Below are 19430 nucleotides of genomic sequence, written 5' to 3'. Positions count from 1 at the left end.
GGTTCAGAGTGGCGTGATCAACGTCGACGCCGCGCTCGGCCATGATTTCTTCGAGATCCCGATACGATACCGCAAACCGAACATAGAAATAGACTGCGTACAGGATCACAGATTTCGGATAATGCGCGCCTTTAAAATCAATCATTGTTCTGCTCCCTGCGCCGGTGGCCTTCAAAGACAAACTGCTGCCACATCGTTAGACAGAGAAAAAGCTCGAAAAGTTTGCGACACAACCGTCGTGCCTGGCCTTGATCATTGGTCCCACAAGGGGCTCAATAACCGTGCAGAAAACAGCCATCTCCCTTTTCGAAAACGAGAGCGGGTGATGCAGGGTTTCCGATCGCCGGGTAGTTTACAACGTTTCGTTTCGATGCAATCTGCAACCCGCAATTCCTTCGCCGTACCAGCCCGCCGTCGTTCCGCTCTCACCATCCGCTACCATCGACTCGAAGCATTCGAGGCGTGGAAATCCGCGGCAAACGTCGCTTGATCAACGATCGGCATGCCAATTTGCAAGCTCGCCGAATTAACGTGACAACACCCATAGAACGGCTGCCCGCTTTCGATCCAGAGCGCGATGGCACAGAGCAGAATCACTGGCAAGGTGAAGGGCAGGGACGCAATGACGAGGGCGCAGTCCAGCAGCTGTTTGCCAAAATTGCGATAGACACCGTTCGGGGTCGCAGGGGCGGCACATACCACTTCCCATTCCTTGGCAGATATCACAACAGGTGGCACTGTCGCGCTCTTCGTCAGTTTCCCTCGGGACTTGTTAAAGTCAAACAGGCCAAGCTCTGGCCCATCCGCATTGAACTTCTTCATGACAACCCCCCAGAGTTTATCGACTTGACCGTGCAACGCGGCAATGTATGCGCCGCGCCTGGATCTGGGTAATGCAGCCCGCCGCCCGCTATTCGGACTGTCCCCTGACCGTGGGGCGCAACTTAGAATGCACAAGGCACCGTGTCAGTTTGACCCTGCGTCATTTCGTGTCACAACCACGAGACAAAAAGTGTAAGGTTTCAGCATTCTCCAAATTTCAGCCATATCTATAACAGTTTTTCGCCGCATTTGATTGTCTTTCTGCGAAACACACTGTTTCTGCGGCACTTGGATAGTGTGACCTAGCGGTTAAAGCTGATAATCTGATCTTAATGCTATCTGAAGTTTGGCGGTTCACTTAAATCTGAGAATTGGCACTTAAGCTGATAATGACCGTAACCACTCCGTTGGGACCGCCTGCCTGATTTCCGAATGATTTGCTAAAATACGTGCTTAACGACGTCCTTTGCGACGTGTCTTAGGTGGGGATCGGCGATGCGTGGTGAGATACTTGGGTTTGAACGTCGGCGGCGCTGGAGCGACGAGGAGAAGCTCGGAATTGTTATGTCGGTGGGGCCCAATAAGACGACGGTCACGCAGGTGGCGCAGCGCCACGACGTTACACTGCAGCAGATCTACGCCTGGCGCCATGAGATGAAGAAGAAAGGGTTGTGGTCACCGGATGGTGGTGCGCTCTTCCTTCCTTTAGATATTTCTGCACATGGCGTTCCCGCCATCGCGGACACGCCCATCATTGCGGCGCCGATAGAGGTCGAACTGCGCCTGCGCAACGGTCGCAGTCTGCACTTTGACAGCAGCATGACCGCGGTGGCGCTGACGCAGTTGGTCCGTGCCGTGGAAGCAGTATGAATGGTCCGGCACTGGCGTTCGCGTCTACGTGGCTTGCGGTGTCACGGACATGCGTAAGGGCATTGCCGGTCTGGCGGCGCTGACCCAGGATGTGCTGCGCCAAAAGCCGACGGGCGGTGCGGTCTTCGCCTTTCGCGGCCGCAGGGGCGACCGGTTAAAGCTTCTGTATTGGGACGGTCAGGGCTTTTGCCTCTATTATAAAGTCCTGGAACGCGGCCGCTTTCCTTGGCCTGCGATGACCGAGGGGGCCGCCCGTCTGACGTCCGCGCAGCTCGCCATGCTCTGGGAAGGCATTGACTGGCGCAGGCCCGATTGGGGCGCACCGCCGGCCCGTGTGGGCTAAATATATAAGTCGAAACGCCTTATTTTTATGGCGCCATCACGTGCCCCGTGGTAGGCTGGTGCATGTCAAATCATGCTGTAGATCTTCCCGACGACCCCGCTGTTCTGAAGGCGATGATTGCGGCATTGCAGGCCGAGAATGCCGAAATCTCGGCGACATTGCGGGTCCACGACCAGCTGGTTCAGGCCCTCCGCCTGCGGATCGCCAAATTGCAGAAGCTGGCCTTCGGCAAGTCATCGGAAAAGATTGAGCGCGAGATCGAGCAGCTTGAACTGGCGCTCGAAGACTTGCTGCTCGCCGTGGCCGAGGACGATGAAGCGCCCATCGACGAAGGTCAGGACGAGCCGGCCGCTGATAATCCTTCTGCCCCCGCGCTGCGCCGGCGACCACGTGTCTCTGATGCGACCTCACGCGAGCGTCGTGAGCTTGATCCCGGCACATGCTGCGCTGACTGTGGAGGCGATCTGCGGGTTGTGGGCGAGGATGTCAGCGAACTGCTGGACATGATTGCAGCCCAGATGAAGGTAATCCAGATCGCCCGGATCAAGAAGTCCTGTCGCCGTTGCGAGCGGATGGTGCAGGAGCCGGCGCCCAGCCGGCCAATCCCAGGCAGCATGGCAGGCCCAAACCTGCTGGCGCATGTTCTGGTCTCGAAGTTCGACGATCATCTTCCCTTATATCGCCAGCGCGAGATCTTCGCCCGCATGGGCGCAGACATCCCCGAGACCACGCTTGTGGGCTGGTGCGGGCGGGCCATGAAGACCCTGTCGCCGCTGATCGAAAGGATCGAGGCTAACATCATGGGCAGCGACCTGCTGCACGCAGATGACACGCCGATCCGGGTGCTGGACCGGTCATTGAGAGACAAGGGACTTGGCAAAGGCGTCAGACAAGGCCGGATCTGGGCCTATGTGCGTGACCAGCGCCCGTGGGCTGGATCAGCCCCACCTGGGGCGATTTATTACTTTGCCCCAGACTGGAAGGAAGAGCATGTCTTGACCCATCTGGCAAATGCCTGCGGCATCCTTCAGGCGGATGGCTACAAGGGCTATGCCAAGCTTTACGCGCATGAACCCGATGGTGCGCCTCGTTTGCGCGAGGCGGCTTGCTGGGCGCACCTGCGCCGTGACTTCCACGACTTCTGGGCATCCACCAAGTCTGAGATTGCCCGAGAGGCGCTCGACCGGATCGGCAAACTCTATGACATCGAGCGCGATATCAGTGGCCAGCCTGCTGACGTCCGTCACACGGCACGTCAAAAGCATAGCCTACCGAAGGTTGAGGCGTTCTTTACCTGGTCCGAGCAGCAGCTCCTGCGCATTCCGGGTAAGAGCAATTTGGCCAAGGCCTTCCGCTGTGGCCTCAACCGCCGGGAGGCCTTCCGCTGTGGCCTCAACCGCCGGGAGGCCTTCCGCTGTGGCCTCAACCGCCGGGAGGCCTTCAGCTTGTTCCTGGCAGACGGTCGTGTGGGCATCGACAACAATCCAGCGGAACGCGCCCTGCGACCGATCGGAATCGGCAGAAAGAACTGGCTCTTCGCCGGGGCCGACACCGGTGCGGAAACGCTCGCCCGCGCCATGACGATCATTGAAACCGCCAAGCTGAACGGCCTCGACCCACAGGCCTATCTCGCTGACATCCTCAACCGCATCCATGATCATAAGATCAACCGGCTGGGTGAGCTACTGCCGTGGAATTGGACGCCGATGGCTTTGCCAAACAGCCAGGCTGCATAACCGCGGTCTCAATGGAGCGGTTACTAATGACCACTGGAATTTGGCACTTAAAATGAGAATCGTGGCTCCGAAGTTGATCCCGAATTCTCACCAGGACCAAGCCGCTCCCCGACGAGATTGATGACGCCCTGTGGGAAGAAGCCTGTCGTCGGACGGCTGCCATCCGTCAGTTCCGGAAGCGAAAGTCTGGCCAGTCTACGCTGGCAGCTATTACCGATCTGGCTTCCGAACTGGGCTTCAGCCAAGCGTCAACCTACCGGTTGCTCAAGAGGTTTCGCGACGACGGGACCGTCATGCTGCTCGTGGAAACGAAACGCGGGAACCGCGTTGGCCAACGTGCTCTCGAAGCGCGAAGCGAAGAATTCAGCCAGAACGCGATCCGCAAGTACTACCTGCAGCCGACCCTTCCGCCCGTCTCGCAGTTGGTGCGGGACATTCGGACGGATTGCACAGTAGAGGGATTGAAGCCGCCGCATCGTCGGACGATCGAAAAGCGTCTCGGCGACCTCGACTTGCGCCAGCGTGCACAGCGCAGGGGCGAGAGGAAGATAGAGAAAGCAACGACGGCAGTTCCGGGGACATTGGTGGCCTCCCGGCCCCTTGGAATCGTTCAGATCGACCACACAAAGGCCGATATTCTTGTCGTCGATGAGGAAACCCGCGAACCGATCGGGCGGCCCTGGTCGACGCTGGCCATGGACGTCTTCAGCCGCATGGTCACAGGTTTCTACCTGACCATGGAGGCGCCGTCCCGGCTGTCGATCAGCCTTTGCCTTTGGCATTCGGTCTATGCCAAGACCACTTGGCTGAAAGAGCGCGAAATCAGCGAAACGTGGCCCGTGGCCGGCCTTCCGGACCGGGTTCATGTGGATAATGGTGCGGACTTCCGCAACCGCGCGTTTAAGCGTGGCTGCGAGAATGCGGGCATTGCGATCGACTGGCCGCCGCCGGGAGCGCCGCGCTTCGGTGGCCATATCGAGCGACTAATTGGCACATAAATGGGGCGTCTGCACCTTCTACCCGGCACGGCGTTCATCAACGCACAAGATCTTGCAGAGTATAGTTCAAAGCGACATGAACCGCCCCTTGTCTGCCGAAGGCTCCAACTCATGAGTAGGATGGAGCATCATGAACAAACCAACGAACAAGTATTCACCTGAAGTGCGCAAACGTGCCGTACGGATGGTTTTGGACAATCAAGGGCAGCATGACAGTCGCTGGTCTGCGATGCGGTCGATCTCTGCAAAGATCGGCTGGAACAGGCAGCCCTGCGGATCATGAGGGCCATAGGCGTTCAGGTGCTGGTCATCGACGAGGTCCACAATATCCTCGTCGGCACCTGCCGCGAGCAACGGGTCGTGCTCGACATGCTACGCTTTCTCAGCAATCGGCTCCAGATCTCACTGGTCTGCTTTGGTGTCAACGGGGCCCGAGAGGCCATTGGTGGAGACGTTCAGCTCGCACGCCGATTCGAGCAGTTCACTTTGAACCGTTGGGCAGCCAATGAAGACTTCGAGACGCTCATCGCGTCGATCCTCAGAAATACCCCATTACACAAGCCCTCTGAGCTGAGGCCAAAATCCCTTCGGCGCATTCTGCAGATCACAGACGGCATCACGGCCAACACCTTCCAGATGCTGGGCAGCCTTGCGATCGAGGCGATCGAAAGCGGGGACGTACTGACAGCGCCGTCGAAACGTGGGTGCCGGCGTTTGATACCGAGGCGGCCTTCGCATGACGGAGCCCCTGCCCGTCACCTTGCCACCCCTACCTTTCGAAGTACTATCATCCTGGATCAGTCGCCACGCGGACTTTTACGGGGTAACGCCTTCGACCATGCAGCGCCATGGACTGCCGGAGGCCACATCGCTTGGGGCAATCGACCTATTCCTGACCAAAGCCCAGGCGAGCCGGATTGCCGAGATGTTCGGCGCAACCCCAAGCTTGTACGCAGCCTGAGCTTCGCAGACGCCCCGAAAGCCGCTCACCAGTTCATAGCCAAGAGTCCTATGCAACGTTGCGCGCGTTGCAATCGTTCCGGTGCTGGCCCACTGCCAGTCCTTCGAAGCGAATTGCAAGGATGGCGGATCACCTGCCCGCTTTGCGGCGAACTCCACTCAGACAAGACCCCCCGCGATGGTGCCCCGGTGCTTGCACCTTATCGCGTAGCAGCACGTCACGTTGAGACCTTGCTGGACAACCACGCTGAGCGCGGCGCGGAAACATGGCTCCCTCCTCTGGAGATCGCGCGACACCTGCTCATGCGCCGCATCCCCTGGCCACGTCCGCGCGACGGCGATCTCTGGCGCTACCGTCTTCTCAACGCCATCGTTCCCGATTTCGATGCCATACTGGCCAAAGAGACCTCGTTTCCATTCACGCCAAAGTACCCCATCCTACCACTGCACATCCGTCCCGCGCTTCTGGCAAGCGTGGCGATCATCGACCGCGCAGGACCCGCAATGCTGAAGATGCTGCAAGGGGACATGACAGGAGACAACAAGAACCGATTTGCAATGGCGACCGACCACCTGATCTCTCCAGAGCTCGAGTGGGGACCGCCCCGACAAATGCAGCTGATATGAAATCAGGGATCCACAATCTCAACTTAAAGCGCCAAAAACTTCAAAAACCCCTGCATTGTTACATTCAAGTGCTAAGCGACATCATGCGCTTGCTCTCCGTCATTCCAGCGGCTTGCTGATGGGCCGAACTTTGTGATAAGTGTGCCTGTCCCTTCATCAACCTGCGTCGCAGGTATCGAACGGAGGGTATCTGGAACACGATGCAATCGCAGAGCCTGAGGAGAGAGAAACTGGGGGATCACGCGCGCAGCCAGCCAATATGCGGGACTGTCGCCTTGGGATACAGACACTATTGCGGTCTGTTCCGGCAAGAGCGCTTTCTGAGAGACCTGTTGGTCGTGTTCCTGACAATCGATGTGTTTTTCGTTGGCATCTACGCCGTCGCAGGGGTGCTGAAGGCATTCGACCTCGCGCCTGAGATCGCCTCCTTGCAGCTCAATGCCGAAACAGGGCTGGCGTCGATCTGGAATTACGGGAAATTCATGGCTGCGATCGCCGCGCTTGTGATGATCCGGCGGCGCGAAGGCGGTGTCTCGCTGCTGATCCTGACCCTGCTGTTCCTCCTTCTGTTGCTCGATGACTATTACGAAGTGCACGATCACCTGGCACGCGTCGTGGGCGAGAGGATTTCGTTCGGGCCGCTTTCGAGTCTGCATCCGATAAACCGCGGCGAGCTTTTCGTTTACACGGTACTTCTCGTGATCGCCGCGCCGTCGCTCTGGTTTGCGCTGAAAAACGTGCAGCCGCCCTCCCGTGCCTTCGTCGGCGCAATGGTGATTGGCGTGTTCCTGATCGGACTGTTTGGCGTGGGCGTGGACGTTCTGCACGGTGTGCTGGATGCGATGCTCAGCGGTTATTCCGACCTTGTCGGCAAGATCTTCAATCGGCTGATGACGATTGTGGAGGATGGTGGCGAAATGGTCGCGATATCGCTGTGCACTTGGCTCAGTATTGTTCGCCTGTGGGAAGGTAGAGGGGCTTGAGCAAGACCCCGATCCCTCCCGCCATTCGGAGCTCTAAATATCTGCGACCACGAAACACATTGTTGCTAGTGAGCGTGAAACTCTGCATAGTCTCATACAAGTACCACTGGTGGTATTAGAAGACAGAAAGTACTACCATAGAGGGTATTTATGGAATTCTGGCCGGTTTTAATATTTTTGTACGTCGTCATAACGATCTTTGCGATCACCATGACGTATCGGGAACAAAAGAAGCGGGAAGACGTCACACCCATGTTCGCGCTGATCGGGTGCATCCTCTGCACGGTCTGGCCGCTGGTCGTGGCGGCAATCCTGCTTTATTCCAAGCTATTTACCGTGCCGCGCGAATACACCTCGGGATGATCCTGATCAACAAACTTTGGCCGGTGGAGCGGGTCTGCTGATGAGATGGCCAAGGCGCCGACACCTTGTACCGGTTTTATCGAAGTTATTGCCCTATCTGAGCGATGACCGGCGCGAATGGATCTCCCGCAAAATACACCCGAAACACTCTCGTGCGCGCGAAGGCATCAAGCAATATATTTTGCCGGCTTATCCGGTAAAGGATTTTTTCGACATCCTCGATAGCGAAGGTATTCGCGCGGTGGTGCTGAGGTGGTTCGGGGATCTTCCTTATATCGCTCCGGGTCATGATCTTGACATCCTAATCCCCGATGATGCGGTAGACCGTGTGACGGCACTGATGTCATGCTGGCCCGAGGGGCAGCGCGTCGATTGCTATTCCGAAACGGGTCTGCAGGGAACGGGGTATCTGCCGCCTTCGGACGACAACATTCCGGCCTTCCCTCCGGCGATTGCCTCCCTCATCCTCGAGACCGCCCAAAGGTGCGATGGCGGCTGGTGGATACCGGACCCCCGCGCACATGCGCTGGCGCTGGCCTATCACGCGATCTATCTCAAGGGCCTTGCCTCCGGACTTCCGCCCGATGCGCAAACGCCTCCGCACGCGAAGGGCTCTCATGACTATGCCGCAGTGTTGACCGAACTCACCGCGAAGGTTGGAATAACTCTTGCTGCGCCCGTGACCATGGCAAGTCTAGATCAAATGCTCGCACAGGAAGGCTGGCGTCCGCCGCCGGATCACCTTCGCGGGCTTGCCGCGCGCAACCCCTGGATCGCCAGCGCGCTGCTATGAACGAACCGACACCGCAGACCGATCTCGAAGAACACTTCAAGACCCTCGGCATACCGGCGGTCGAACTGGGGCGCTTGCAGGCCCCCGACGGGGTCCATGCCGCGCTGCTGGTGCCGGACACTGCGCGGATCGGACGCGGCTGGAGTCGGCGCGCGGGGCTGGCCGGGGGGCGCCTTTTCACGCCCGGCGGCGGAACTGGGCGCTCTTTCACGCTCGCCGGGGCACACAGTGAAATTTCCATGGCGCTCTTTCCTGTCGATCTGGGGGAGCATCTGCTGCAGCGGGCCGATCAGCTGAGCACGCAGGATCGGTTCAGGATCGCGGCCTATATCCGCGCCTATTTCGGTTCACTTGCCCGCATCGTTGATTGCAAGGGCGAAGAGGCCCGCGAAGCGCGGACCGATCTTGCGCAAGCGGCCGGACACGAGGGATCAATCATCGACGACCGTGCCGCGCTGGACGCCGCGCTGGCGGCGGCGAACTGGCGGCCGACGCATGATATGCTCAAGAGGCTCGGGATCGCGGATGCATGGCTGCGCGATGAACTCCTGAACCTGATCGCCCCCCACCGCACACTGCCCCGCGGTGTTGCGGTGTTCTTTCTCAGGGAGCGGGCCGCATCGCTTGGCCTTGGGGATGCCGCGCGCGCCGCCATTCAATCGGGCGGTTTCGAGATCCTGGCAGAGACCGCCCTTTCGCCCGATGGTGCAAAGGACCTCAGAAAATCGACGCGCGGCGGGAATTGGGGCCAAGGACCGTTCCCCGTCAGCGGCGGCCCGCCCACGCATCTGTTTTTCGCGCTCGACGTCTTTCCACAAGCGCCGGATGCGCAAACGCGCGCGCGTCACCCCCTGCTCGATAACGGCAGGACATTGGCCGTAAAGGAGCGGATACGCACCGCCTTGTTGGACAAGATCCCTCCCTCTCAGCGGTTCAACCCGGTGCATTCGACCGACAGCAGTGACGAAGCCGCGATCATCGCTGGAGAGATTCTCGGAGATCCGGCACTGGATCAACTGGAAAAGACCGTCGCGGATCGGCTGGCGCAGGTTGCCCAATACATGGACGGTTGGGACGCGGTGGCCCCGGCGGGTGACAGTTTCGCCTATCTCCGCGGTGGCGGGGTTTTGCGCAAGCTTTACAGACCGCACCTTGCTGACCGGGCTGCGGCGGCGTGCGCGCTTCACCGGGGCATGGGGTCATCGGGTACGATCTGGGGCCAGGTACTGGAGGGATCGCGCGCGGCAGGTTACGTTGATTTCACCGATCCGGGGACCGGCTTTCATCTGCGCGCAGATTGCAATGCGCCGTCCGCTCTTGCGGCAATCGAGCACCTGCGCCGCGCCGTGCAGGATGCCGAGACGGCGGAATGGCAGATCGACGAACGCACCTTGTTCGACAGTCTGTTGTACTGGGCAGAAAGCCCAGCGCCGGTCATCATCGGCGCCGAAGGCGAACGCCGCACAGGCGGCTTGACCGGTGGCATGAGTGATGCGCAATGGCGCGCGGTTACCGGCATGCCGCGCAGGCTGTTTCTGAAGGGCACCCCTGCACATCGCTGGTTCTGGCGGCAGGCCGTCCATCCGGGCAGGACCTGGGCCGCGCGCGGGTCCCGCGCGGCGCGGCGGGAACTGTCACGTCTGCTGCGCCTCTTGCTACGCTGACAATACCGCCGTCAGGCTCCGACCTGCAGCCTTTCGTCATCCGCGTTCATGTCGATGCGATCGTCTCGGCGATCACATCGACATGCGCGTCGGTGACCCCGGAATGAAATGGAAGGCACAGGAGGGTCGACTTGACCTGATCCGCCACAGCCACCTTTTCGAGGCTGATGATCGGCATGCCACGATAGCAGTCATAGTCCGTGCAGATCGGCCAGAAATACTTGCGCGCAAAGATTTTCCGCGCCTTCAGCGCTTCATAAAGGTCGTCGCGCGAAGCGCCGAACGCTTGCGGGTCCACCCGCAGCAGATAATACTGCTCTGAATGGACAACGTCTACCTGCAACGCCTGCGTCTTGAGACCGAAATGGCGCGAGACAATCGAGTTATAACTTGCGCGCAACGCTTTTCTCGCGGCACGTTCAGCAGGCAGCCCATCGAGGTTCAGCAGACCGACGGCTGCATGCAATTCGCTCATCTTGCCGTTCATGCCGACGATGCTCACGCGCTCTTCGCTTTCGATGCCGAAATTGCGCGCCAGACCGAGACGTTCTGCAAGATCAGTGTCATTGGTCGTGGCCAAACCGCCCTCGACCGTATTGTAGAGCTTGGTGGCATGAAGCGAGAAGGCGCTGACATCGCCCATGGTCGCGACGGATCTGCCCCCGCTCTGGGAATAGAAGGCGTGCGCTGCATCAAAGAGCAGACGCAGATCATGCGCCGCACAGAGCGCCTCGAGCGCATCCACATCGCAGATCGTGCCATAGACATGCACCCCGAGCACCGCAGCGGTGCGCGGGGTGATGGCCGCCTCGACCGCGCGCGGATCGATCGTTAGCGTGTCGGGTTCGATATCGGCAAAGACGGGGGTGAGTCCACAGGCGCTGATGGCATGCGCCGTGGCGGGGAATGTCAGCGGCGTGGTGATGACCTCGCTGCCCTTCGGCAGATCAAGCGCCAGCATCGCGCATTGCAGGGCAGAGGTGCCCGAACTAAAAAGCTTGGCGACAGGGACTCTCAGAAGCCTGCTCAGCTCCGCCTCAAGGCGGTTGTGCAGGGCGGCCTCGTTGGTGACGATCCGTGTCGCCCATACGCCCTCGAGAAGCGCGTTGAGATCAGACAGTTCCGGCAGCAGCGGACGGGCGACGTAGAGCGGCGCCCGCGCCCCTTCCTGGTCGGGAGAAATGCGGTTGGGGTCGATCAGAGTTCCGGCCATCAGCTCAAAACCCCCTCGTAGCGTTTGAAAATATCCGGCGGCGCGTAGCTTTGCATCCGATCGCGTGACAGCACCGCATACCGGTCGCGCCGTTCGACCATGTCCATCATATCCATTGCTTCCGTCAATGCGGGAATATCGTCCACGGGCGTCAAAATACCCCAGGAAACCTCTTTGGCCGTCGTCACCCTTCCAGTAGCGGTTTCGGCGAGGATTTCCGCGGGGCCAGAATGGCAATCGGTCGATATCACAGGACGGCCAAGCGACATCGCTTCGATCAGAGCATTCGGGAACCCCTCGCTGCGGGAGGCGGAGACATAGGCGGTGGCCCGGGCGACGATCGCCTGGGGGTTGTCGATATAGCCCGGCATATGCAGTCGCCCCTCAAGGCCCAGCGTTTCGGCCAGTGCCTCAAGACGTGGGCGTTCCGCCCCCTCCCCAAGAATGATCAGGGCCCGGTCCTTGTTCGCATGGGCTGCAAAGGCGCGCAGAAGCACCTCGTTGGCCTTGTTGGGGACCAGCCGCCCGACCGCGACAAAGAAATCCGGTGGCAGCTCGATCCCGGCTTTCTCTTGTCCTCTGCGCTGCAGCTTATCCACGAAAACAGGGTTTGGAATCGCCGTGATTCGGTCGGCCGGGACGTGGTAGCGCCGCTGCAACTCCTGCCCTACCCCTTCAGAGACCGCAATCACCGTGTCGGCACGAGGATAAAGCCATCGCACGAGCGCTCTCTGCAGACGGCTTCGCAGCCCGTTTCCCATGTGACTGGTGGTGTTGACCCGCTCGCTGATCACGCAGCGAAAATCGCCGCGCCCCCGCGCCAGAACCGCCGCGCAGTTCGCACGTGTGAGGAAACTCAGAACGACATCCGGCTGCCACCGCGAGATCAGCGCGCCGACCTCACGGACGCTGCGCAGGAGGCTGCCCCGGCAATCGAACCGCACTCTTTTTATGTCGGGGGGTGCCAGATGGCAATCGGGCACATCGTCCAATGTTGCGATGCATAATTCCCAGCGGTTGGTGCGGGCAAAATGCGCGGCGAGGCTGACGAATACCTTTTCCGCACCACCCCCTTCAAGGGAGTTGATCAATAAAAGGAGCCTACGCACCATGGCTCAACCCTTTGATCCATGGCTGGCAGACGACGTGACAACACGCGGAGGCGGCGCGCCGCCGACCGCTTCCTCGATCTCGCGCAATGTGGCGCGCGCGATTTCGTCCCAATCAAAGCGAGACAGGTCCACATCCGGTCCGCGATCACGGTCGACAAGATCGGAGTTCAGTTTTTCCGTCAGTTTTTCAACCGAACCGCTCTGGAAGTAGTTTTCCTGCGGCAATCCGATGTTCAGATTGGCATCAATGTCACTGAGCAGTACCTGAACGCCTGAATGAAGCGCTTCGAGAGCCGCGATCGAGAGGCCCTCGTGGTAAGACGGCAGCACAAAGAGGCCGCTTGACGCATTGAGCGCCAGAACCGTCTTTCGGGGAACCTTCCCCAGCAGGATGATATTGTCATCCTGCGCCGCCTTTTTCCTGAGCGACCGGGCATAGTCATTCGCATGATCCGCGTCGCCCGCGATCAACAGTTTCCAGGGCGGATCCTTCAAAGGCAGGCGCGACGCCTGAAACGCTTCGATCAGCAGATCCTGTGCCTTTTCCGGCACGAGCCGGCCGATTGTGATCACATAGGAGCCGGGCCGAATACCGTGTTTCTCCGCGAAGTCGCGCGTCACCTCCGAGGGGGCTTCGCGGCTGAAGCCGTTGGGAATATGCACGATCCGGTCGGCACACGTCGGGAACCGGTCCTTGAGCCGGTTCGCGGTGCTGGGCGATACGGTGATGACACGGTGGGCGAAACGCACGGCCATATCCTCACCCTTGCGCAGCATGAAACGAGAGAACGGCCCCCATTTCTGGCGTCTGTAGTCCGCGCCATGATGGGTGAAGAGCAATTTGAAACCCAGAAGCCTTGCCAGAGGTGCCAGCAGGCCGGGGCCGATGGCATGAAGGTGAACAAGATCACTGCGCAAAACGAACCGCGCATACAGAAGTGCGAAAAAGGTATGCACGATGGTCTCTGCCGCCGGATGACGCGGCGCCCAGATCGGGATCTGCTCGACCCCCTCCACATCGCCGCGCGCATCGACATAGCCCTTGCGCGCCAGCAGGATGATCTTCAGCTCGGCGGGGGACGCATTGTTGAGCACAAGCGGCAGAAGCTGCGCGCAATGCGTCTCGATACCACCCATGACATCCGGGATGCCCCTGAGCCCAATGACCGTCATCACCGTCAAAAAAAACCTAGCCTTTCCTTTATCATGCGGCGTGACTTCGGTTCGTATGCCCAAGCGGCGCGCCTGATTTAATTATATTAACGTTTCGTGTTGAGAATCCACTATAACCGGCATCACACCTGAATTATGCAGGTCGAAGGCACACAATATGGAACAATCCCGATAGCACACCGTGATTGTTGAGAGAGTTAGGCAGTTTGAGCAGCGACAGTACAATGACTCGCGACCGCGACTGGCGGTCAGAAGACCGCGACGGTGTCAGTGTGGTCATCCCGACCTGTAACCGGGGGACCTACCTGCGTGAAGCGGTGGAAAGTGCGCTTGCGCAGACTGTCGATATACTGGAAGTGATCATCGTTGATGACGGCTCGGAGGTCGATCCGGGCCCGCAACTTGCCGATCTGGGCGACAAAGTGAAGGTTCATACGTTGTCGGAGCGTGGCGGCGCAAATGTTGCGCGGAACCATGGGATCGAGGTCGCCCGCGGTGCCTGGATCGCGCTGCTCGACGACGACGATGTCTGGCAGCCTGACAAGACGGCGCGACAGCTTCAGGCAATCGCGGCCGCGCAGAGCACCGATACAAATGAGGATGGCGAAAACGGGATCGCGGCGTGCATTTGTATTGCGCAGGATATGGGAGGCCCGCCCGATGAGCCGCGGCATATCGACGACATTTCCGAACGGCTTCGCGTCGAGAATCCTTGCGGTACCAGCGGGCTGATCGCGCGTCGCTCGCTTCTGCAGGCTGAGCCTTTCGATATCGCGATTGCCCGCGCGCAGGACTGGGACCTTTTCGTGCGGCTCGCACAGTGCGACGCGATGATCCTGCTGGAGGAGCCGCTCTATCTGCGCCGCGTGGGGCATGACCGGATCACGACGCGGGCCATGCACCAGACCCCGAAAGAGCTTTTTGACAGAGCCTGTGCCGCAACACACAAGCATCGCCAGTGGCTGGGTGAGCCTGCCTACAAGCGGCGTCTGGCCATCATCATGCTCAGCTACATTTCACAGCGCAAACGCAAGCTGCACCATATCATCGCAGCCATCCGTCACTCAGGCTTGCGGGCAACGCTGGGCGTTTTGGCGTCCAAGCTGCGCTAAGGGCGAAAGAAAAGGGCCATGGAATTGAATAAGAACGACGATACTGACCTCCGGGCCCTGCTGCACGCGACCCTTGTCGATGTTGATGCCCTCATGTCCCGTGCGGTCTATGACGCGCTCTTCGATGCCGCCGCGGCGCAGGGCCCTGCACAGGTGCTGGAGATCGGGACAGCCCATGGGGCCGGCACCATCGCTCTGGCACTTGGCGGGGCCTCGCGCGGTCACGACATCCGGATCGCCACCGTTGACACGTTGCAGGCACTGCCCGACATCCCCTCCTCCCGCGCGCGCTTTGGCGGCCCTGCCGAGAACGAGGCCATCGTGCGCGGAAATTTCCGCCGGGCCGGTGTCGGCGACCGGATCGACCTGCATGTGGGCCGCAGCGAAGACTTCGCCAGGAAACTGCCTGACGAGTTCTCCATCGACATGCTGGTGCTGGATGCCGACGGGCGGATCGACCGCGACCTCGCCCTGTTCGGACCCTACCTCGCGCCGGGCGCGACGGTCATCGTCGACGACATCGATGGCAAGGTGGGCGCAGCCCTGCGCGGCGGACGGCTGGCAATCGACCTCAAACATGTGATCTCGGAAAAGCTTACCGCGCGGCTTGTCGAGGAAGGTTATCTGAAGTTCGAAAAGCGGACCATCGACACATCATTCTTTCGGGCTCCGGATCCGCAGAACTGGGATTATGCGCGCCTGAGCGAGATCGCCATCGCCTCCTACCGGGAGCTTATCTTTCTCGAAACCGCGATCTCGCCGGTGATGGCGAGCAGCATCGCTTCGCTGCTCAGCTCGAAGTCTTTTCTTCGCCCGCTTTATGGCGGGGCCCGGGCCATCTACCGACGTTTGTCCAACCGCGGAAACAAACAGGACTAGCACGGATTGACTTCCAGCGCGAGCGCGCGCAACAGGGCCGCGCGGCGGCGCAGATGCGCCCGGCGCCGCTGCGGGACGCCAAGCGCGCGCCACCCCAGCCAGACGGGATGCACCACCGTTCGCTTCACGCGCTGCAACCAAGCTGGATCGTGAAGAAAGCTGTCGCGGCTCAGGCCAGTGAAAGGCCGCCATTTTCCAGGGTATGGATCTTGGCGCATGCCGACATCGAACAGGGCCGCCTCCGCGTCATCGTTCCGCAGACCTGCGAGGAAAGCCGCCGCCTCCGGTTTCAAAGGAGTCGGTGCGCGCCGTGCGAACTCAAAGTCGATGCAACGCAGATCACCGGTTTGCGCCGCGATCAGCACGTTGTCGCGCGGGGTCAGGTCGAGTGGGTCCCAGCCCCGCGCCGTGACCAGCCGCGCGAAATCCGCCAGCTGCGCGAGGCTCTTTAGTGTGAGAAGCTGCACAAGGGGCAGGTTGAACGCGCCGCTGCGCGTCGGACGTTGCGCGATATACTCGAAATAAAGCGCGGTATCGGTTCGGTGCAGAATGCCTGCGGGCACCGGGCTGAGCGGCGCGATATCATCATGGAAGGCGATCTCATTGGCCATGGCCTTGCCAGAGGTCGCACGAAAGGTCTTCTTGACCGCCTCGCGGCCCTCCCAGCGTACCAACTCCACCTTGGCGCGATGCCGATGTCGGCTCAGCACGGCGAGAACCGGCTCGGATGTCTCCATCTGCGCCCGGCGCAGCGCGATCCGCTCCCGCAGCAGGCTGCATTCCGCGGCGGAGAGCACCGCGTGCGGGATCGCCTCGGCCTGCCGCGCGGTGGTGGCGATTTTGATCCCGTCCGCCGCAGGACCGAGGGTTGCACCAAGGTGAAACGCCGCACTGTCGATGGCGGGGTGGTCGAACGCCTCGCCGGTCGGATCCTGCGCCGCGATCAACGGCTCGAAGCAGATGAGAACGATATTGCCGGGTTGCGCATCACCGACCAGAGCCGCGGTTTCCCCTGCCGCCTCCCACACCCGCTCTGCAAAAAGCTCCACCCCTCGCCGCCCGAGGGCCGCGATGGCAAGAGCCAGCCGCTCGGCACTGGTGCCCGGTGGCGCGAGCACGACGCACAGGCCGCGCGTCATTCCGGCCCCTTCTGTCGTCTCAGCAGGGTGAAGCCTCTGCGGGCCCACAATATCGAGAGGATCTGCATCTTGGCGACCGGGCGCAGGGAGGGCACGAGCGGTGAAATGAGAAGCGGTGCCAGTGTGTAGGAGATCAGCGTGGCCCATGCCGCCCCTTCGGCACCGTAGGACGGGATCAGCAGAAGATTCAGGGCCACATTGGTGACCGCGCCGGTCAGGCTGATCAGGGCCGCACCCCAGTAGAGTTGTTCTGCCAGAAGATGTTGATTGATGAGTTGCCGCGTGGCAAAGACCACCCCTACCCAGACCGTAATCTGAAGCAATGCGGTTGCGGCGAGGTATTCGGGCCCGAACAGCAACCAGATCACGGGGGCCGCCCAGAAAATACTCGAGAGGGCGATAAATGTGCCGAAAGCGGCGAAGGCGTCCATCGCCTCCTGCATGCGTTTACGGTAGTGGCGGGGTGCCTCGCTGCGCAACTCCATCATGCGCGGAAAGGCCGCCATCACGAGAGCAGTCGGCACGATGTACCACACCTCGGACAGGCGCGTTGCGACCGCGTATTGGCCGGTTGCCTCCTTGCCCACCATATTGGCCAGAAACAGAATATCGATCTTGAGATAGATCACCGTCGAGATCGACCCCAGCAGCAGCGGCAGGGCATTGGCGGCATAGGTGCGCATCAACCCGCGATCCACCGTCAGCCGGGGCGGGGTCCCGCTGCGCAGGTAATAGGCCACGGCGGTGCCGATGCCCTGCGCCACGATTTCAGCGCCCGCAGCCAGGATGAAATAATCCACCGGCAGATCCAGCAGCACCAGCAGCAGTTTCAGCACCGTGAAGGCAAACAGAACACAGACCTCGACGATCACGAAGATGCGCGGGTTCTGAAGGGCGATGAACTGCTCCTTGATCGTGTCGATCACCTGAAACAGCAGCGAAACACCCAGAAGCATGCACAATAGCACGATGTTGTCGTAATCCACGGGAAACCGCGTTGTGATAACATAGATGACGCCAATGGCGGCCAGCGTCCCCCCAAGGCGCATTGCGCTGACTGTCCCGAGGATGCGCGCGTCGTCGTCGGGGCGGGCTGCGTATTCGCGCAAGGCCATGTTGCGCATGCCCAGCGTGGTGAGCGGCATCAGCATCACGAGCAGCGATATCGCGTAGCTCAGCACGCCGAAGTTTTCGGGACCAAGATGCCGGGCCAGTACGATGCCCAGCACCAGCGAGTTGAGGATGTTTATGACCTGCCGCGCCATGAGCCAGCCTGCGGAGCGCACCAGACGCGCGCGCACCTCCGACAGCTTCGGCAATCGGATCATTGCGGGATGGCCTGCTGCGGACACGGCCGCGATCGCCGGTCAGGCTGACGCTCGGTCAGGTGCCAGGTGACCGCCACCAGAAGGGCCACAAAAATGATCCCTTCGGGCCGGATGAAAAAGGAGGTGCCAAAGCCGCCGATCACCAGCGCCCCGTATCCGCCGCTGAGAACGGCAAGAGAGAGGGGCGTCGCGCGCCGGATGGCGGAGGCGACGAGCCCCGCGATGATGGCCAGCCACAAAAGAAGGCCCACGAGCCCGGTCTCAAAGAGCATGCGCAGGAATTCGTTATGCGGATGTGTGCCGACGACTTCCTTGTCCGCACCGGGCCCGAACCCGATAAGTTTGCGCAACAGATCTGCGTTTGCGTATTGATCGAGGTAAGCCGCCCCGATGTAGAGGCGGGCGGAGAGCAGATCCTTTTCCGCGGCGGTAAACTCCTGCGACGGTTTGGCGAGATTGCCCAGCTGGCCAATGGCGGTGCCCAAGTCGGAAAACCGTTCCGACTGCAGCAACGGCACGGCGGCAAGCATCAATGCCAGCGCCACAAAGAGCGGGAGGGCGGAACGGCTTTTGCCCGACGAACGTGTCGTGACGACGATGGTCGCAATCAGAGACGGAACACAGGCCAGGATCAATGTGCGGTAATTGGCCAGGAACATCGACGTCATGACCACGGCAAACCCCCAGAGCAGCCAGGTCCGCTTCTGCCAGGGATAGATGGTCACCAGCCAGACCGCGCAGAGCGCCACGGTGGAAAAAACCGCCTCGTGGACGTAATTGCCGATAAAACTGACGCTGCCATCCATCCCGACCTGCGAGCGCCCCAGAGCAAAACCCGCAAGTTGCAATCCTATGGGGAGTGAGAACACGGCCAGCAGGCAGCCCAGCACCGCACGGCCACCATGCACCTGAAGGGCGCGATGAACAAGCAGCACGATCAGCGTGAACATGATCCAGAGGGTGCCGGTATTGAGCAATGCACCAATCTGGTCGTTGAAGAGCGCGCTCAGCAGGACGACGCCGGCCATCATCGCGAATGGCAGGAGCCGCGGCCGGCGCAATTGATCGAGCGGCAACAGGAAAAGCACGATTATCACGGCGAGGAATGTGCCGAGCGCCAGAATCGACTGGCCCGCCGCAACGGTGCGCAGTGCAGGTTCACCCAGCGCTGTCAGTGCGAAACGCACCCAAATGAGCAGCACGATCGCCCGGGCGAGCCGGTCATCGCCGAAAACGCGCATCTGTCGCATGACGAGCACAAGACTGGTTGCGATCGCCAGAAGTGAGACAAGCATCCACATAATCGCCCTCACTC

At 60.5% G+C, this 19430-nt stretch carries 18 protein-coding genes and 3 pseudogenes; 13 read left to right on the top strand and 8 right to left on the bottom strand.

Translation table 11 applies throughout. The annotated features are described in order from the left end of the window. Positions 1 to 145 (bottom strand): annotated as a pseudogene (locus tag BM174_RS17345) (IS6 family transposase); the annotation flags it as partial. Between the two features lie 105 nt (positions 146 to 250). Here BM174_RS17345 and BM174_RS21450 point away from each other — a divergent pair. Continuing rightward, positions 251 to 490 (top strand): annotated as a pseudogene (locus tag BM174_RS21450) (DDE-type integrase/transposase/recombinase); the annotation flags it as partial. Here BM174_RS21450 and BM174_RS20880 read toward each other — a convergent pair. Beyond that, positions 436 to 822 (bottom strand): sugar transferase, encoded by a 387-nt coding sequence (locus tag BM174_RS20880; protein ID WP_143092479.1) that lies wholly within the window; start codon positions 820 to 822, stop codon positions 436 to 438. The pseudogene BM174_RS21450 and the gene BM174_RS20880 overlap by 55 nt on opposite strands. Positions 823 to 1317: 495 nt before the next feature. On the opposite strand from BM174_RS20880, the gene tnpA reads away from it, so the two are divergent. From tnpA to BM174_RS17285, 10 genes and pseudogenes are all read left to right on the top strand, one after another. Then, positions 1318 to 1692: an IS66-like element accessory protein TnpA gene (tnpA, locus tag BM174_RS17330; RefSeq protein WP_093925109.1), complete on the top strand. Its 375-nt coding sequence runs from the start codon at positions 1318 to 1320 to the stop codon at positions 1690 to 1692. Beyond that, positions 1673 to 2035, top strand: a complete 363-nt coding sequence (gene tnpB / locus BM174_RS17325; RefSeq protein WP_281244866.1) for an IS66 family insertion sequence element accessory protein TnpB — start codon at positions 1673 to 1675, stop codon at positions 2033 to 2035. Before tnpA ends, tnpB begins: the two co-directional genes overlap by 20 nt. Positions 2036 to 2097: 62 nt before the next feature. After that, positions 2098 to 3771: an IS66 family transposase gene (gene tnpC / locus BM174_RS17320; protein WP_093925107.1), complete on the top strand. Its 1674-nt coding sequence runs from the start codon at positions 2098 to 2100 to the stop codon at positions 3769 to 3771. Positions 3772 to 4064: 293 nt separating this feature from the next. Next, the gene (locus tag BM174_RS21140; protein WP_177209515.1) at positions 4065 to 4769 is read left to right on the top strand and encodes an integrase catalytic domain-containing protein; all 705 of its coding nucleotides are present in this window, start codon (positions 4065 to 4067) and stop codon (positions 4767 to 4769) included. A gap of 130 nt (positions 4770 to 4899) precedes the next feature. Beyond that, positions 4900 to 5025 (top strand): annotated as a pseudogene (locus BM174_RS21135) (IS3 family transposase); the annotation flags it as partial. A 44-nt stretch (positions 5026 to 5069) separates the two neighbouring features. Further along, positions 5070 to 6356, top strand: coding sequence for a TniB family NTP-binding protein (locus BM174_RS21255; RefSeq protein WP_245766428.1), 1287 nt, complete (start codon positions 5070 to 5072; stop codon positions 6354 to 6356). Positions 6357 to 6688: 332 nt separating this feature from the next. Then, the gene (locus BM174_RS17300; RefSeq protein ID WP_143092478.1) at positions 6689 to 7339 is read left to right on the top strand and encodes a hypothetical protein; all 651 of its coding nucleotides are present in this window, start codon (positions 6689 to 6691) and stop codon (positions 7337 to 7339) included. Positions 7340 to 7489: 150 nt separating this feature from the next. Further along, positions 7490 to 7702 carry a hypothetical protein gene (locus BM174_RS17295; protein ID WP_093925105.1) on the top strand — a complete coding sequence of 71 codons (213 nt, stop codon included), beginning with the start codon at positions 7490 to 7492 and terminating at the stop codon, positions 7700 to 7702. Between the two features lie 181 nt (positions 7703 to 7883). Continuing rightward, on the top strand, positions 7884 to 8495 hold the full coding sequence (locus BM174_RS17290) for a hypothetical protein (RefSeq protein WP_143092477.1): 612 nt from the start codon (positions 7884 to 7886) through the stop codon (positions 8493 to 8495). Continuing rightward, the gene (locus BM174_RS17285; protein ID WP_093925103.1) at positions 8492 to 10159 is read left to right on the top strand and encodes a hypothetical protein; all 1668 of its coding nucleotides are present in this window, start codon (positions 8492 to 8494) and stop codon (positions 10157 to 10159) included. The genes BM174_RS17290 and BM174_RS17285 overlap by 4 nt, the downstream gene beginning before the upstream one ends. Before the next feature lie 46 nt (positions 10160 to 10205). Here the strand turns inward: BM174_RS17285 and BM174_RS17280 are convergent, their stop codons facing one another. Genes BM174_RS17280 through BM174_RS17270 form a run of 3 tightly spaced genes read right to left on the bottom strand, consistent with a single transcriptional unit; the run spans position 10206 to position 13657 of the window. Continuing rightward, positions 10206 to 11372, bottom strand: a complete 1167-nt coding sequence (locus BM174_RS17280) for a DegT/DnrJ/EryC1/StrS family aminotransferase (protein ID WP_093925102.1) — start codon at positions 11370 to 11372, stop codon at positions 10206 to 10208. Further along, on the bottom strand, positions 11372 to 12484 hold the full coding sequence (locus BM174_RS17275) for a glycosyltransferase (RefSeq protein ID WP_093925101.1): 1113 nt from the start codon (positions 12482 to 12484) through the stop codon (positions 11372 to 11374). The genes BM174_RS17280 and BM174_RS17275 overlap by 1 nt, the downstream gene beginning before the upstream one ends. A gap of 3 nt (positions 12485 to 12487) precedes the next feature. Further along, positions 12488 to 13657, bottom strand: coding sequence for a glycosyltransferase family 4 protein (locus BM174_RS17270; protein ID WP_245766429.1), 1170 nt, complete (start codon positions 13655 to 13657; stop codon positions 12488 to 12490). A gap of 224 nt (positions 13658 to 13881) precedes the next feature. Here BM174_RS17270 and BM174_RS17265 point away from each other — a divergent pair, with 224 nt between their 5' ends. Continuing rightward, a complete protein-coding gene (locus BM174_RS17265; RefSeq protein ID WP_093925100.1) occupies positions 13882 to 14769 on the top strand; it encodes a glycosyltransferase family 2 protein in 888 nt (295 codons plus the stop codon). Positions 14770 to 14787: 18 nt separating this feature from the next. Further along, positions 14788 to 15648, top strand: coding sequence for an O-methyltransferase (locus tag BM174_RS17260; protein WP_093925099.1), 861 nt, complete (start codon positions 14788 to 14790; stop codon positions 15646 to 15648). Here the strand turns inward: BM174_RS17260 and BM174_RS17255 are convergent. From BM174_RS17255 to BM174_RS17245, 3 genes are read right to left on the bottom strand one after another with little or no spacing between them, the layout of a single operon-like run. Further along, on the bottom strand, positions 15645 to 16787 hold the full coding sequence (locus tag BM174_RS17255) for a hypothetical protein (protein WP_093925098.1): 1143 nt from the start codon (positions 16785 to 16787) through the stop codon (positions 15645 to 15647). The genes BM174_RS17260 and BM174_RS17255 overlap by 4 nt on opposite strands. Further along, on the bottom strand, positions 16784 to 18115 hold the full coding sequence (locus BM174_RS17250) for a flippase (protein ID WP_093925097.1): 1332 nt from the start codon (positions 18113 to 18115) through the stop codon (positions 16784 to 16786). Before BM174_RS17250 ends, BM174_RS17255 begins: the two co-directional genes overlap by 4 nt. Next, on the bottom strand, positions 18112 to 19416 hold the full coding sequence (locus BM174_RS17245; RefSeq protein ID WP_093925096.1) for an O-antigen ligase family protein: 1305 nt from the start codon (positions 19414 to 19416) through the stop codon (positions 18112 to 18114). The genes BM174_RS17250 and BM174_RS17245 overlap by 4 nt, the downstream gene beginning before the upstream one ends. Positions 19417 to 19430: the final 14 nt, after the last annotated feature.

Source organism: Sulfitobacter brevis (assembly GCF_900112755.1).
Classification (GTDB): domain Bacteria; phylum Pseudomonadota; class Alphaproteobacteria; order Rhodobacterales; family Rhodobacteraceae; genus Sulfitobacter; species Sulfitobacter brevis.
This window is presented reverse-complemented; position numbering and strand designations above follow the sequence as displayed.